The sequence below is a fragment of the Rathayibacter sp. AY1F3 genome (assembly GCF_002931975.1).
Classification (GTDB): domain Bacteria; phylum Actinomycetota; class Actinomycetes; order Actinomycetales; family Microbacteriaceae; genus Rathayibacter.
Map to the genome: position 1 here is coordinate 1 of NZ_PSVF01000009.1, position 15539 is coordinate 15539.

The following is a 15539-nucleotide window of genomic DNA, read 5'->3' on the forward strand; positions in this document are numbered from 1 at the left end:
GCTCGGGGTGGGTGTCGGGGTGGCGTCGGCGTCCGGCGCAGTGGTGCCGGAGTCGGCGCCCGGTGTGGAGTCCTGGACGCGGATCGACCCGCCCTCCTGGGCGATGCGGACCACGAACGGCTCGGCCTCGGGATCGCCGAAGGTCTGCGTCCACAGCTGACGGCCGTCGGCGGTGCGGACCTCGCGGGGCGCGTCGATCGCGCCTCCGTCGACGTCCAGCACGAGGAGCTCGGTGTCCTCCGTGGTCGCCTCGAGGCGGACCGCCGTTCCCGCCATCGTGGCGACGGACACGTGCCCGTAGCCGATCCACAGGTCCAGCGGCTCGCCGGAGGTCTCGTAGCCGGGTGCGACCGTGACGCGCAGGTCGCTCGCCGCGAGCGTCGCGTAGCGGCCGGGAGCGGCGCTCGAGAAGCCGTAGGTGCCGAGCACGGGGAGCAGCTCGCGGTCGGTCGGCAGCACGGCGGCGCAGGCGGCGGTGACCAGCGCGACCGTCGCGAGGGCGATCAGCGCGATCGCGCGCCTCCGGAACAGGCCGGCGAGCACGATCACCACGGCGAGCACGAGCGCGGCCGAGGCGGCTCCGACGACGAGGGCCGTCGGCCCGGAGGCGGTGAGCGAGACCAGTGCGCCGGTCAGGGCGGCGGCGCCCAGGGCGAGCAGCGTGAGGCTCGCCCGCAGCCGGGGGTTCGCGGCGCGTCGGAGGCGCTGGCGCTCCAGGCGCGCGGCGGTGACGGCGGCGGCGGCGAGTCGCGCCTCCTCCGCCCGGGCGCGGGCCGTCTCGCGGGCCGTCGCGCTCTGCTGGGCGCGGAACGCCTCCCGCTCGGCCCGCCACGCCTCCTGGCGCTCGCGCCACTCGGCGACGGCCTCGGGGGACGAGGGGCGCTCGTCCTGCAGGCCGGGGTCGGGTGCGGGGTAGGCCGGAGCGGTGGTCGCGGGATACGGGAGCGTCGCGGAGGGATGTGCGGACGGGGAGGCCTGGGCCGGGTGGGCGGCCTCGTCGTCCGATCGCCGACTCCGCCGCACGATCCAGACCACGAAGGCCACCATCAGCCCGAGCACCACGAGCGACCACAGCGTCCGCCCGGTCGCGGGCGCCCAGGGCATCGCCCCGGTGTACGCGCCGCCGAGCGACCAGAAGCCCTGCGCCACCGGCAGCATCGAGGCGAGCACGAGGACGCCGATCCCGGCGTGCACCCGGTCGAGCGAGCCGCGGAGCAGCCGCTCCACCGGCAGGGCGCCGTCCTGGTCGGGCAGCAGCAGCCAGGCCGCGGCGTAGAGGAGGAGCGCGGGCCCGCCCAGCACCGCGACGACGAGCACGATCCCGCGCACGATCAGCGGGTCGATGCCGAGCCGGTCGGCGATCCCCGCGCAGACGCCGCCGATCCAGCCGGGACGGCGGGGCAGGTCGAGGCCGCGCAGCCAGAGCACGAAGCGGTTCTCGGGCGCGGGGGGCGGATCGGCGGGGCCGGAGGCTTCCGGGCCGGTGCTCTCGGGGCCTGTGCTGTCCGGGCCGGCGCTGTCGGGGCCGGCGGCTCCGGGATCCGTCCCGATCGGCGTCGTCGCTGTGCTCGCCGCCTCCGTGCCGTCCGGCTCCGCGGAGCTCGGCGGGGTCGTGCTCTGTCCTGTCATGCTGCGAGTCTCCCGTGCGCTCCACGGCCCGGACCATCGGGGGAACCCCTGATCCGACCCCGAGAGCACCCCCGATCGTGCGGCCGACCTGTTTGGATGCAGGGGTGAGCACAGTCCCCGGCACCGCCGTCCGCCCCCCGCTGCAGCGGCCGCGGACGATGCTGCTCGGCGGAGTGTGCACCGCGGTCGCCGACCACCTCGGCTGGAGCGTGCGGAGGACCCGCCTCCTCACCGTTCTCACGACCGCGCTCGGCGGGGGCGGCGCGCTCCTCTACCTCTGGCTCTGGGCGCTGGTGCCCCTCGCGCCGCTCGACTCGCGCCACGCGGATCCGGCCGTCCGCCGCTCCGCTCCCGTGGCCGGCCTGCTGACCCTCGCCGCCGCCGTCGCGGCGCTCGCCGTGCTGATCACCGTCGACAGCGGCGACGACGCCGACATCACGCGCGCGCTCGTCGCCGTCGGCCTGCTCGCGGGAGGAGCCGTCGGCTGGAGCCTCGGGCTCGACCGCGGCGACGCCGTCCGCCCCGCCCGGTACGGCTCCGCGGTGCGCCTCGCCTCCTGCGCGCTGCTGGTGCTCGCCGGAGCGGCCGTGCTCACCGGCCGCCCGAGCGCCCTCAACGCGGTGCTCGCCGTGGGCGTGCTGCTGATCGCCGCCGGCGTGCTGGCCGCGCCCCGGGTGGTGACCCTCTGGTCCGAGCTGATGGGCGAGCGGGCCGCCCGCGTGCGCGAGGAGCAGCGGGCAGAGATCGCCGCGCACCTGCACGACTCCGTGCTGCAGACCCTCGCGCTCATCCAGAACCGCGCCGGAGCCTCGAGCGAGGTCGCCCGCATCGCCCGCGCCCAGGAGCGGGAGCTGCGCGACTGGCTGTTCGAGCGCGACGTCCCGGTCGCCAACGACCTGGCCGCCGAGGTCCGGGCGATCGCCGCCGCCGTCGAGCTCGACTACCCCGTGCACCTCGAGGTGGTGGCCGTCGGAGCGTCCGTCCCCGGCGCCGCCGCGCTCCTCGCCGCGACCCGCGAGGCCGTGCTGAACGCCGCCCGGCACGCGGGCGGCGACGTCTCGGTGTACCTCGAGTCCTCCGTGCAGGGCGTCGACGTGTTCGTGCGCGACCGCGGCCCCGGCGTCGTCCTCGACGAGGTGCCCGGCGACCGCCTCGGCATCCGCGAGTCGATCATCGGCCGGATGGCGCGCGCGGGCGGCAGCGCGACCGTGCGTCCCGGGGTCGGCGGCACCGGCACCGAGGTGCATCTGCGGCTCCCCGCGGAGGTCGAGCGGTGACCCGCGTGCTGCTGGTCGACGACCACTCGATCTTCCGCTCCGGCCTGCGGGCCGACCTCGCTCCCGAGCTCGAGGTCGTCGGGGAGGCGGCCGACGTCGACTCCGCCGTCGGCCTGGTCGCCTCGCTCGCGCCCGAGGTGGTGCTGCTCGACGTGCACCTGCCGGGCGGTGCGGGCGGAGGCGGGGCCGAGGTGCTGCGGCGCAGCGCCGGGTCGTCGTCGCGCTTCCTGGCGCTGAGCGTCTCGGACGCCGCGGAGGACGTGGTCGGCGTGATCCGCGCCGGCGCCCGCGGCTACATCACCAAGGCCAGCTCCGGAGCCGAGGTGAGCCGGGCCGTGCTCGCGGTGGCGGGCGGGGACGCCGTGTTCTCGCCGCGCCTGGCCGGCTTCGTGCTCGACGCCTTCGGGGCGCTGGCGGGCGAGCAGGCGGAGTCGGGGGACGAGCTCGACCGGCTCTCGGCCCGCGAGCGCGAGGTGATGCGCCTGATCGCCCGCGGCTACGCCTACAAGGAGGCGGCCGCCGAGCTCTTCATCTCGGTCAAGACGGTCGAGTCCCATGTCTCCGCCGTCCTCCGCAAGCTGCAGCTCTCCTCCCGCTACGAGCTCACCGCCTGGGCCTCCGCGCGCCGCCTGCTCTGAGGCGCACGGCCGCAGTCGACCCCCGTCCCCCGCGCACTCCTGCCGTCCGACACTGTTGGGGCACGACAGCCAAGGACAACATCTCGCCGAGCAGCGCAGCGATCCTGGCCGTCGAGCCCGTGAACACACGGGCCACCGGCAGCCAGGAGGGGGCGTTGAAGCGGTTCATCGACGAGCGGCTCCACCGGATCCTGCTGCGCGAGACGTGGAACGTGCTCGACGCCCTGCGCACCGGGGAGCCGCGTCGCACCCTCGAGCACTCGCTCGGCGGGACCGTCACGGCGCAGGTCGAGACGCTGGTGCTCGGCCCAGGTCGCCTGCGCGAGCGCGATCTGCTGGCGCTCGCGAGGAGCCATGGGTCGCGTCCGCCCCGGAGGAGGTGCTGGGCGCCGAGGTGATCGACTCCGTCGATGCCGCCCTCGCGCAGGCCCGCGCCGCCGTGCTGCCGGATGCACGCGTGCTCGTCACCGACTTCCGCACCGCCCGGAGAAGGTCGACATGGTGACGCTGCCAAACGACGCCGACGCCGCGGCGATCCTCCGCGGGAGCATCGGTCGGCCGGTCCCGAGAGTCTAGACCGACGTCTCTGCGGTGTCGTGAGCAGTCGAAGACTTCGAGCCATTTGTCGCCGCCACACCACTATTCGAATCTAAGGGCCATCTATCGAAAAAAGGCTGAAAGTACCCCCCTTTCCCGAGTCGGAGTCGGCCGCGAGGCGCGGCAGGACAAACTCGTGCACTACTTGTTGATTCTTTTCTATTCCAATCCATCGGCGCCCCAGCTTCTGCGCGACTAGGGCTGTTGTCCCTGAACCCAAATAAAAGTCGAGAACAAGTTCACCTGGATTTGATCCGATTTCAACTATCCTCTCCAGAAGCCCCTCGGGTTTGGGAGTGTCGAAGACCGGTTTTCCCGGAAATTGTCGAATCAGCGCTTTCTTGGCGCTCGAGGTGTCACCCACATCGGCTGCACTCCAGATCGTGAACGGCGCCAAACCGTTACCATCATTCGCATATCGCTTAAGTCGAGGCTTGCCATCTCCGTTCTTCGGCCAGTAGACGAAGCCGTCTCGATCAAGCTGCGCGAGTCGCTCGGCCGTGTAAGTCCAACACCGGCCTGGCGGCGGCCTGTGTTCAACTCCAGTTGGTGTAACGACAGTGTAGAACTGACTTTGTGTCGCGTGCCCCGACTGGACGGACATTGGAGCTGATCGCCAGGGTCCACGAGGATCATTATCCGGATTGGTGAAGATGCCATCGTCTACGAGCCCATTCCGAACTCGTTTCCAATATTGCGGACCGCCGGGAGCATACACGTGAATGTAATCGTGCATTGAGCTGAATGCTTTTCTGTTGTCACGAGTCAAGCGCTTCTGCCAAATCACGGTGGACACAAAAGCATTCCGCCCGAAGACTTCGTCTAACACCACTCGCGCACGATGTTGCTCTGAGTCGTCGAGGTGCAACCATACGCTTGCGTCTGGCGCCAGTAGAGGCTTCAAAGCAGTTAGGTGACTTCGCAAATCGTCGAGCCAGTCGGCTGACTTTCTATTATCGTTGTAGTAAGTGAACCGTTCGCCGGTGTTATAAGGCGGGTCAAGGTAGCAAAGCTTCACATTTCCGTGAACGTCTGTTCCGATTGCTTCCGCCGCGAGAGCTTGTAGCGCCAAGCCGGCGTCTCCTATAAGCAGAAGATTACTCGGGCTTGCGCCGAGTAAGTTACCCTCCGGGCGCGCCAGACGAGACGCGGTCCGATCATTGCTCGAGTCGCGGGTTGCTCTAATAATTTCAGCATAATCTCTTGATGAAGGTTTTGCTTCGATAGTCAATCCAAAGTCCCGTCTCCCCTTCACGCTAGTATACATGCGCGGGCGATGGAAGGAGTCGCCCGCTGAGCTGGCGTCTAACAACGATAGAAAAAAGTGCGGACTGCGCTCCCGGCCATTACTCAGCAACTATCGAGGTGACTGAATGAACCAAAACAGCTCAGGCTTTCGACCAATCCATTACATGGGTAATAAGTCGAAGTTTCTGGCAGAAATTACGACAGAAATGCGGGCACTTACACCTCGAGGATCCACGGTGGTCGACCTCTTCGCCGGAAGCGGTGTCGTGACTCGTGCACTAGGTCAGCTCGGTCCGGTGGTGTCCGCCGACATACAAGCCTATTCATCAGTACTAGTTAGCGCCCTCTGCAACCCCTTTGAGATCACCGACGAGCAGATTTCGAAGCGGATCGAAGCCGCCGAATCGTGGATTGGGGACCTTGGAGACGACATCAGGCCCCTGCTCGACTATGAGGAGGATGCGATCCTGAAATCTAACGACGACCCTCGCGCTTTAGCCTTGCTCGCCGAAGGGCGCTTTTCATCTGACGGCCTAGCGGGGGATAGTCGACTCTCTGCTTCTTTGCAACAAGCTCTGCCAGCAATGGTCGGCTCGGGCGCAACCATAGCGCCCTATTACGGTGGGTCCTATTTTTCGTTCAGACAAGCGCTCGAACTTGACGCTATTTCTGCGACGACCCCGCGTGGGAAAGAAGCGGCGAGCAACACCGTCATTGCCTCACTTCTTGGCGCTGCTAGTAATTCTGTAGCGTCTGTGGGCAACCACTTCGCGCAACCCACTCGCGTTATTGATGCTCGCGGCACCATCAAGAAGTCTGCAATTAGAAGTGTGGCCACTGCGCGAAAAGCTTCAATTTTCCAGATCTTCGGTGAGCGTCTGCGTCAGTATCGGGCGGTTACGCCAACCTTGTATCAATGTGATTCGATGACTGGAGACTATCGATCAATCTTGACGACTCTTCCCGGTTCGGTTGATGCAATATATGCGGATCCGCCCTACACTCGAGATCATTACAGTCGCTTTTACCACATACTAGAGACCCTCGCTCTCGGCGACGATCCAGGAGTCACTTCCAGCTCGGCTTCATCGACTCCCAGTCGAGGTTTGTACCGCAAGCAACGCCATCAATCACCCTTCAGCATTCGTTCTCAGGCGCACGGCGCGTTCGACGAGTTATACAGATTGTCACGCGGGCTAGAGGCGCCGGTTGTGCTTTCGTACTCGCCGAGAGGTCCTGGTACTCAAGCTCGACCTGAGACGCGATTGTTGTCAATCGAGGAAATTGAAGCGATTGCCGGTCGTTACTATCGATCCGTTGATTTGAAGGTCATTGACGGCTCCTCGCATAGTCGGTTCAATCTTCGTCGCCTGAATAGTGAGCCGGATCTTGGCGCCGAAGTGATGGTCATTGCTACTCTTTAGAGTTCGGGAAGCCCGGCTTTCCAGATCCCAAGTTCGGGGATTGACGCCTGGACTTGGCCGACGTTCAGACGCACACGGCGCATGAGACGATTGTGACCGGACCACTGTTCTTTCAAGAATCGAGACGCCTGTGTATAATTGGCGTCTGCTGGCATTAATAGGGAATATAGAAATTGTCCAGTTTCAATTCTCACGAAGATACCAATTGGACGGCCTTGATCGGGGTAGGGCAAATTTCGCGCGGCGGCTAATTCAAACCGGTAGTTCTTACTCACAACCTCGACGCTTGGGCGACTTTCGATTTCTCCAATCGATCCGTCTGCGCCGACATGCTGAAGAACTATTCTTTTTTGAGATCCGACGGTAGCTCCGAAAAATTGTTCGTAATTCTCTTGATCAAAATTTGCTTGGCTCCATCGCTTCTTTGACTTCGGGATCTCAGCAACCAGCGCGATGTCTGTTTGAGCAATGGCAGAAAGCACTCCCTCGGACCGCCAGCCGATGGTTGGTCGTCGGAAACTTCTTTCATTTCCCGTGTTGAGCGCAACCCTAGTCAGGACTTCTTCAGCACCTATCGGCCATAAACAATTTACTTGGTCCGAGAGAAATCGTTCGATCGATTCGAGCGCATCGACGGCCTCGGATCCCTCAAGTCGCAATACTACAAACGCTTCCCAATTCGAAAGCAAGCCACCCATTGTTAGGTTGCCGGAGCCAACTATTAAACTTAGGTGATCCACATGCTCGAACCAAGCCATTTTGGGATGAAACAAAGATTGCTTAGAGCTCAAGTAGGCCTCCACCTGGAGCCTGGGGCACTTCTCGGAGAGCTTGGCTAGCGTATCGATTGCTCGCAGATCTGTAATCGCATCGGTGCCAATAATGAGGCGAAAGTTACTCTTCTGTAGCAGTTCGTCCATCGATTTGTCTCCGAGGAAGGTGATTGCTCCAGATGCATTTGCCCACGCGAATATCCCACCTCCTCGAGTTGCGTCGATCGACTCTGATAAGAGGATCTCGAGCAAATTTCCGTCTTGGGCTCCAGCGGTCTGGAAGTGCAGCATGGGAGAAACCGCTCTCTGTTGATTAGGGCTCAAGCTCACATTAGCTCCTGAGGGCCGTCCTTACACAAGGGAAAGTTGATCAAAGGCGAGGGCGCCGTTGGCTTAGGGGTGAATGGACGGGCACGCGCCACTGAAAGGAGCGGACGCGGTCCGCCCCTCCCGGCACGGCTCACGCCTGCTGGTCGTCCTCGCCCTCGGCGGCCGCGCGGCGGCGCGCTCCGAGTCCGAGCGCGGTGGCGCCCGCGGCCAGGAGCGCGGTGGCGCCCGCGATCAGGCCGACGCTCTCGACTCCGGTCGAGGCCAGCCCGCCGCCCGAGCCGCCGACGGGCAGCGGGGTGGGAGTGCCTGTCGGCGCGGTCGTGGGCATCGGGGACGGAGCAACGGTGGGCGCCGCAGTCGGCCCGGCGGTCGGTGCCGTGGTGGGAGTCGCCGTGGGCGCGGTGGTCGGCGGGGTCGTCGGAGCCGTGGTCGGCCCGGCGGTCGGCGTCGGAGTCGGCGCCACCACCTGCGAGGCCGGCAGGATCTGCACGATGGTCGGACGCGGTGCCGCCACCGCTCCCGCCGCCGTCGATCCGTAGTCCGGGAAGAACGAGGTCGGCGCGTCGAAGGTGCCCTCCTCGCCCGGGTGCTGCACCGCCACGAACACGTGCTGGTCGAGGTCGTGGACGATCGGTCCGCAGGTCTCGGCGTCGCGGGGCACCGAGAGGAACTGCTCCACCCTGCCGCGCGTCGCGCCCTCGAGCGCGACCTTGAAGAGCCCGTCGTTGTAGCCGATGCCGCTCGGGGCGCCGTCGGTCGAGATCCAGAGGTTCCCGACCGAGTCGAAGGCCAGGTTGTCCGGGCACGAGATCGGCGAGACCTGGTCCGCCGGGAAGCCGGAGAAGTAGACGACGTCGCCCTGCGCCTGGTCGCCGCAGAGCATCAGCAGGTTCCAGGTGAAGGTGCGGCCGGTCTGGTCGCCGCCGTCCTCGATGATCTCGACGATGTGGCCGTCGCGGTTCTCGGTGCGCGGGTTGACCTCGGTCGCGCCCTCCTTGGCGCCCTCGGTGCCGCGGGCGGAGTTGTTGGTGCAGGCCACGTAGATCCGGCCGCTGACCAGGCTGGGCTGCACGTCCTCGCAGCGATCCATCTTGGTCGCGCCCGCGGCGTCCGCCGCCTGGCGGGTGTGGACGAGCACCTCGGCGACGCTCATCCCGGCGATCGTCGAGGCGCCGTTCAGCACCAGGGGGAGCCACTCGCCGATCCCGTCGAAGCCGCCGTCCGAGGGGACCGCCCCGGTGCCGGTGATCTCGGCCACGGGGGAGTCGCCGGTGAAGCGGGCGACGTAGAGGTCGCCCTCCTCCAGCAGGGTCTTGTTGTGGGCGCGGTCGCCCTCGATGTAGCGCTTCGTCGAGACGAACTTGTAGAGGTAGTCGAAGCGCTCGTCGTCCCCCTGGTACGCGACCACGCGGCCGTCCGGGGCGATGATGACGTTCGCGCCCTCGTGCTTGAGCCGGCCGAGCGCCGTGTGCTTCTTCGGCGTGGAGTCGGGGTCGAAGGGGTCGAACTCGACGATCCAGCCGAAGCGGTTCGGCTCGTTCTCGTAGCCCGGGGTGCGGGCGTCGAAGCGGGGGTCGTCGAGCTCCCAGAGGCGCGAGGTCTCGGAGTCGGCGAGGCCGTAGCGCTTCTCGGCGTCGCTCGTGCCGACGGCGCGGAAGTAGCCGTTGAAGTTCTCCTCGCCCGAGAGGATCGTGCCCCACGGCGTCGTGCCCCCGGAGCAGTTGCCGAGCGTGCCGAGCACGGTGCGGCCCTCGGGGTCGGCGACCGTCTTCAGCAGGTCGGTGCCGGCGGCGGCGCCGGTCACCTCGTAGGGGGTGTCGAGCAGGTAGCGGCGGTTGCGCTCGCCCCCGCGGACGTAGGCCCACGGGCGGTCGACCGCGGTGCGGACCAGCTCGACGACGCTGAGGCCGTGGGCGGCGCGGCCGACGGCGCGCACGCGCTCCGGCTCCGCCTCGAGCTGCGCGGCCGGGAACATGATGCTCTCGTTCGTGTACTCGTGGTTCACGACGAGCAGGGCGCGGAGGCGCTTCGAGCCCGGGATCTCGACGATGTCGGTGTAGTCGTTGTTGTAGCCGAACTGCGCGGCCTGGGCGGCCTCCGTCTGGTCGGCGATGTCGAAGGCGGGGCTGTCGGCGAAGAGCGGGTCGCCCCAGCGGATGATCGGCTGCCAGGCGAAGCCCTCGGGGACGGTGAACCGGTCGACCGTGTACGGCACCGGAGCGATCGGAGTGAAGGCGAGCGGCGAGCCGTCGGCCGCGGTCGCCACGGCCGCCTCGGCGGTGGGCGCTCCTCCGGCGGAGGCGACGGCGACGGTGACCGCGCCGGCCAGGCCGAGGCCGAGGGCGCTGCGGCGGGAGAGCTGCGACGAGACGATGTCGCGGAAGTAGCTGTTGTGCGACGTGTTGCAGGTCGCGGTGGAGCAGGCGTTGGCGCACTTCAGCGCGCAGGTGACGGGGCTGCGCTTGCCGCGCACGTGGCCGGCCATCGGGAGGAGGAGCGGGCGGCGGGCGGTGTCTGACATGGAGGTCCTTCGATCACGAGCAGGAGACGCGATCGAGGCAAGCAGGGGGAGGGGGCGCCGATGCCGCCGGGTGGAGGCTCCTCCCTGAACGGGACGTGAACGTTCTCACAAGAAGGTGAGGCTCACCTTCCCTCCCGGCGGCCCTCCGAGCGCGCCTCCAGGACCGCCCCGACGTTCCCCGCGATCCACTCGACGACCGGCAGCAGCCGATCCGCCAGCTCCGCTCCCAGCGGCGTCAGCCGGTACTCGACGTGCGGCGGGACGACCGGCCGCGCCTCGCGGTGCACGAAGCCGTCCTCCTCCAGGATCCGCAGCGTCTGAGCGAGCATCTTCTCGCTGATCCCGCCGATCCGGCGCCGCAGAGCGCCCCAGCGCAGCGTGCCCGGAGCGAGCGCCGCGAGCACCAGGACGCCCCACTTGCTGGTGACGTGGCCGAAGACCTCGCGGCTCGGGCAGTCGGCGGAGTAGACGTCCCCGGCGAGCAGGGGGGAGTCGGCGATCGTCAAGGGTGCTCCTCGGGACAGGGGTGATATCTGTACTAACGAAATAGTGGGTACTGCATTCCGGGAAGCAGGAGGAGGATGCGCCGGTTGCACCCTCCTGGCGGCGGACCCCGCCCGCCCCCACCCGTCAGGAAGGACCCCTCATGACCCTCGTCGTCACCGGAGCCACCGGCCACCTCGGCCGTCTCGCCGTCGAGCACCTGCTCGCCCGCGGCACCGCCGCCTCCGACATCGTCGCCACCGGCCGCGATGCCGCGAAGCTCGAGGCGCTCGCCGCCGACCTCGGCGTCCGCACCGCCGTCGCGGACTTCGACGACCCCGCCTCGCTCGACGCCGCCTTCTCCGGCGCCGAGGCCGTCCTCCTCGTCTCGGGCTCCGAGGTCGGCAGGCGCGTCGCGCAGCACACCGCCGCGATCGGCGCCGCCGTCCGAGCCGGCGCGCGCCTGGTCTACACGAGCGCCCCGAAGGCGACCACGAGCGCGCTCATCCTCGCCCCCGAGCACAAGGCCACGGAGGAGGCGATCGCCGCCAGCGGAGTCCCCGCCGTCGTCCTCCGCAACGGCTGGTACAACGAGAACTACGAGCAGACCGTCGCCGAGCTCGCCTCCACCGGCAGCACCCTCTCGAGCGCCGGCGAGGGCCGCGTCGCCAGCGCCGCGCGCACCGACTACGCCGAGGCCGCAGCGGTCGCCCTGACCGACCCGTCCCTGGTCGGCACCGTGCACGAGCTCTCCGGCGACAGCGCCTGGAGCTTCGACGAGCTGGCCGCGATCGTCGCCGAGGTCGCCGGACGCGACGCCGCGATCGGCCACGTCTCCTCCGACGAGCACGCCCGCGTCCTCACCGGCGCCGGCGTCCCCGAGGGCGGAGTCGGCTTCGTCGTCGGCCTCGACGCGAACATCGCCGACGGCCTCCTCGGCGGGACCGACGGCTCGCTCGCCCGCCTGATCGGGCGGCCTACCACGCCGATCCGCGCGTACGTCGAGGAGCAGCTCGGGCGCTGACGCTCCGGCGTCCCCCTCCGGCTCCCGTCCGGCTCGCAGGAGCAGTCCGCCCCCGCGAGCCGGACGGTGGCGCGCCCGGCCCTCCCGCGGCTCCGCGCCGGGCATTCCCGTCCGCGGCTCCGCGCCCGCCCTCCGCGGCTCCGCGCTCGACCCGCCGCACCTCGCGCCACCGTGTCGGCGCCCCGACGTAGGCTGTCCGCCATGACCTCGACGACGCCTCGCTCCGGTATCGACCGCTCCGAACTCGACCCCGCGACGCGCCCGCAGGACGACCTCTACCGGCACGTCAACGGGCTCTGGATCGACCGCACCGAGATCCCCGCCGACAAGGCGCGCTACGGCTCCTTCCACGTGCTCCAGGAGGAGGCGGAGAAGGCCGTGCGCGACATCATCGTCGAGGCGCAGACCGCGCAGCACGGCACCGAGGAGCGACTGTTCGGCGACCTCTACGCCTCCTTCATGGACGAGGAGCGGGCCGAGGAGCTCGGCGCCGCCCCGATCGCCGACGACCTCGCCGCCGTGCAGCGGGTCGACTCGATCCCCGGCCTGCTCCGCGCGGTCGGCGCCTTCGAGCGCACCGGCGTCCCCGGGCTCTTCGGCCTCTTCGTCGACAACGACCCGGGCAGCCCCGAGCGCTACCTCGTCTTCGTCAACCAGGGCGGCCTCGGCCTGCCGGACGAGAGCTACTACCGCGAGGAGGAGTTCGCCTCCGTCCGCGAGGCCTACACGCCGTTCGTCGCGCGGATGCTGGCGCTGGCCGGCATCGACGCCGCCGAGGCCCGCGCCGAGCGCATCGTCGCCCTCGAGACCGACCTGGCCGCCGCGCACTGGGACAAGGTCCGCAGCCGCGACAGCCAGGCGACCTACAACCTCCGCTCCTGGTCCGAGGTCGAGGAGCTCGCCGCGGGCGTCGACCTCGGCGTGTGGCTCACCGCGATGGGCGCTCCGGAGGGGGCGCTCGCCGAGGTGGTCGTCCGCCAGCCGAGCTTCCTCCAGGGTCTCGCGGGCCTGCTCACCGAGGACCGCCTCCCGGCCTGGCGCGACTGGCTGTCCTGGCAGGTGATCCGCGGAGCCGCGGCCTACCTGTCCAGCGGCTTCGTCGACGCCAACTTCGACTTCTACGGCCGCACCCTCACCGGCACTCCGCAGAAGCGGGAGCGCTGGAAGCGCGCCGTCTCGCTCGTCGAGGGCTCGCTCGGCGAGGCGGTCGGCCGCACCTACGTCGCCCGCCACTTCCCCGAGACGGCGAAGGCCGCGATGGACGTGCTGGTCGCGAACCTCATCGAGGCGTACCGCCGCTCCATCGTGGACCTGGAGTGGATGAGCCCCGCCACCCGCGAGCGCGCGCTCGAGAAGCTCGCGAAGTTCACGCCCAAGATCGGCTATCCGGTGCGCTGGCGCGACTACTCCGCCCTCTCGATCGACCCGGCCGACCTGCTCGGCAACGCCCGCCGCGTGGCCGAGTTCGAGTTCGCCCGCGAGCTCGGCAAGATCGGCCGCCCGCTCGACCGCGACGAGTGGTTCATGACCCCGCAGACGATCAACGCGTACTACAACCCGGGCTTCAACGAGATCGTCTTCCCGGCCGCGATCCTGCAGTTCCCCTTCTTCGACGAGGCCCGCGACCCCGCCGCGAACTACGGAGCGATCGGCGCCGTCATCGGTCACGAGATCGGCCACGGCTTCGACGACCAGGGCTCGCGCTTCGACGGCGACGGCCGCCTCACCGACTGGTGGACCGAGGAGGACCGGGCCGCGTTCGAGGAGCGGACGAAGGCGCTCATCGCGCAGTACGACGCGCTCGCTCCCGCGACCACGCCCGGGCACCACGTGAACGGCGCCCTGACCATCGGCGAGAACATCGGCGACCTCGGCGGTCTCGGCATCGCCTGGAAGGCGTACCTGCTCTCGCTGGACGGCGAGGAGCCGCCCGTCGTGGACGGCCTGACCGGCGCCGAGCGCTTCTTCCTCTCCTGGGCGCAGGCCTGGCAGCAGAAGTCGCGCGACGAGGAGACGATCCGCCTCCTCGCCATCGATCCGCACGCTCCGGCCGAGTTCCGCTGCAACCAGATCGTCCGGAACATCGACGAGTTCTACGCTACTTTTGACGTCTCCGAAGGCGACGCCCTCTGGCTCTCCCCGAGCGAGCGCGTCACCATCTGGTAGTCGCCGCCGACCACCTCCGCACCACGGACGAGGAGCCCCGGGCATCGAGAGCCGACCGATGCAGCGGGGTCGTCCGCCGATCGCGCGTCCTGCCGGCGCGTGAGGACCCAGGTCCCCCCTCCGCACGACCGCACTCCCGACCCGTAGAGGGGCCGTACCCGTGGTGATCCCCACCAGCGAGACCCGCCGTGAGAGCCGACGCAACCGCCGGGGGCGCCACAAGGGCGGCGGTGACCGCGAGAACTTCCAGCGCGGCTTCGACGCCCTCGGCCGTCTCGCGATCGACGGGGTCGTCGTCTCGGCGCGCGCCGTCGACCTGGCGACCGGCCGCACCCTGTTCGCGGTCGACGACTCCGTCTCGATGCCCACCGCCTCCCTCGGCACTGTCGTGCTGCTGATCGAGGTCGCCGCCCGGCTGGCGGACGAGCCGCAGGAGAACCTGCGCCTGGTCGACCGGACCGCGGCGGACGCGGTCTCGGGCTCCGGGCTCTGGCAGCACCTCCAGGTGCCGTCGATGCCGATCGCCGACCTCGCCGCCCTCGTCGGGGCCTCGAGCGACAACCTCGCGACCAACGTCCTGCTGCGCCGCGTCGGCCTCGACGCCGTGCGCGAGCGGGCGGAGGCGCTCGGCCTCTCCCGCACCGCCCTGCTCGACGTCGTGCGCGACGAGCGCGGCCCGGACGACGCGCCGCAGCTCTCGATCGGCTCCGCCCGCGAGCTGACCTGGCTGCTCGCCACCCTCGCGAACGGCGAGATCGTCGACGCCGCCGTGAGCTCGCGGGTGATCGGCTGGCTCTCGCTCGGCACCGACCTCTCGATGGTCGCCGCCTCGTTCGGGCTCGACCCGCTCGCGCACCGCCACCCCGACCACGGCGTCCTGCTCGTCAACGCGACCGGCACCGACGTCGGCGTCCGCGCCGAGGCGGGCGTCCTCCGCGGCCCGCGTGCCGGAGTCGCCTACGCGGTCGCCACCCAGTTCGACGACACGACCCTGCACTACCGCCTCGCGGTGCTGGAGGGCATGCGCACCCTCGGGGCCGACCTGCTCGAGTACGTGCACTGACGGCTGCCGGGGCGGAGGCTCCTCCGGAGCAGGCCGATCCCGCGGAACCCCTCGGGTGCCCCGTCAAGTCCGTGACCGCCTCCGGGGGCGCGACCTAGGCTGCCCGCAGCGGCGCCGCCTCCCGGGCGCACCGCGGAGAGGGAACCATGAGCAGCTTCGGCTTCGACGCCCCCGAGGACGTCACCGACACCACCCGCCCCGACGGCGACTCCCTGCCGGTCCCGCCGGAGGACCCGGCCGAGATCGACGACCCCGAGTCGATCGACGAGGCGCTCGACCAGGGCGCCGACGCCCGCCTCGGCGACGACCAGGACCCGCCGGAGCACCCCTTCATCCCGTCGCCCAGCTGATCGGCCGGCCGGGCGC

General features: G+C 69.1%; 12 protein-coding genes and 1 pseudogene. 8 read left to right on the top strand and 5 right to left on the bottom strand.

Annotated features, from left to right (window positions below; translation table 11 throughout):
* Positions 1-1629: PspC domain-containing protein (locus C5C39_RS07210; RefSeq protein WP_104353024.1), on the bottom strand; the 1629-nt coding region annotated here is incomplete at its 3' end.
* Between the two features lie 104 nt (positions 1630-1733).
* Between C5C39_RS07210 and C5C39_RS07215 the strand changes: the two genes are divergently transcribed.
* The 3 genes from C5C39_RS07215 (at position 1734) to C5C39_RS07225 (ending at position 3942) form a co-directional block, all read left to right on the top strand.
* The gene (locus tag C5C39_RS07215; protein WP_104353025.1) at positions 1734-2906 is read left to right on the top strand and encodes a sensor histidine kinase; all 1173 of its coding nucleotides are present in this window, start codon (positions 1734-1736) and stop codon (positions 2904-2906) included.
* A complete protein-coding gene (locus C5C39_RS07220; RefSeq protein ID WP_104222839.1) occupies positions 2903-3544 on the top strand; it encodes a response regulator transcription factor in 642 nt (213 codons plus the stop codon). Before C5C39_RS07215 ends, C5C39_RS07220 begins: the two co-directional genes overlap by 4 nt.
* Before the next feature lie 155 nt (positions 3545-3699).
* A complete protein-coding gene (locus C5C39_RS07225; RefSeq protein WP_181136343.1) occupies positions 3700-3942 on the top strand; it encodes a hypothetical protein in 243 nt (80 codons plus the stop codon).
* 251 nt (positions 3943-4193) lie between these two features.
* Here C5C39_RS07225 and C5C39_RS07230 read toward each other — a convergent pair whose 3' ends face one another.
* The gene (locus tag C5C39_RS07230) at positions 4194-5372 is read right to left on the bottom strand and encodes a site-specific DNA-methyltransferase (RefSeq protein ID WP_219813321.1); all 1179 of its coding nucleotides are present in this window, start codon (positions 5370-5372) and stop codon (positions 4194-4196) included.
* 181 nt (positions 5373-5553) lie between these two features.
* Between C5C39_RS07230 and C5C39_RS07235 the strand changes: the two genes are divergently transcribed.
* Positions 5554-6813, top strand: a complete 1260-nt coding sequence (locus C5C39_RS07235) for a DNA adenine methylase (RefSeq protein WP_258075796.1) — start codon at positions 5554-5556, stop codon at positions 6811-6813.
* On the opposite strand, the gene C5C39_RS07240 is transcribed toward C5C39_RS07235, so the two are convergent.
* The 3 genes and pseudogenes from C5C39_RS07240 to C5C39_RS07250 form a co-directional block, all read right to left on the bottom strand.
* Positions 6810-7877: a phospholipase D family protein gene (locus C5C39_RS07240; RefSeq protein WP_104353029.1), complete on the bottom strand. Its 1068-nt coding sequence runs from the start codon at positions 7875-7877 to the stop codon at positions 6810-6812. The two genes, C5C39_RS07235 and C5C39_RS07240, sit on opposite strands and share 4 nt — an antisense overlap.
* A gap of 520 nt (positions 7878-8397) precedes the next feature.
* Positions 8398-10437, bottom strand: a pseudogene (locus C5C39_RS07245) (PhoX family phosphatase); the annotation flags it as partial.
* 122 nt (positions 10438-10559) lie between these two features.
* Positions 10560-10943 carry a helix-turn-helix domain-containing protein gene (locus C5C39_RS07250; protein WP_160033071.1) on the bottom strand — a complete coding sequence of 128 codons (384 nt, stop codon included), beginning with the start codon at positions 10941-10943 and terminating at the stop codon, positions 10560-10562.
* A 140-nt stretch (positions 10944-11083) separates the two neighbouring features.
* Between C5C39_RS07250 and C5C39_RS07255 the strand changes: the two genes are divergently transcribed.
* From C5C39_RS07255 to C5C39_RS07270, 4 genes are all read left to right on the top strand, one after another.
* Positions 11084-11944, top strand: coding sequence for an NmrA family NAD(P)-binding protein (locus tag C5C39_RS07255; RefSeq protein ID WP_104353031.1), 861 nt, complete (start codon positions 11084-11086; stop codon positions 11942-11944).
* A gap of 201 nt (positions 11945-12145) precedes the next feature.
* On the top strand, positions 12146-14110 hold the full coding sequence (locus C5C39_RS07260) for a M13 family metallopeptidase (RefSeq protein ID WP_104222834.1): 1965 nt from the start codon (positions 12146-12148) through the stop codon (positions 14108-14110).
* Between the two features lie 160 nt (positions 14111-14270).
* A complete protein-coding gene (locus C5C39_RS07265) occupies positions 14271-15173 on the top strand; it encodes a serine hydrolase (RefSeq protein WP_104353032.1) in 903 nt (300 codons plus the stop codon).
* 146 nt (positions 15174-15319) lie between these two features.
* Entirely contained in the window at positions 15320-15523 is a 204-nt protein-coding gene (locus C5C39_RS07270; RefSeq protein WP_104222832.1) for a hypothetical protein, read from the top strand.
* Positions 15524-15539 lie beyond the last annotated feature (16 nt).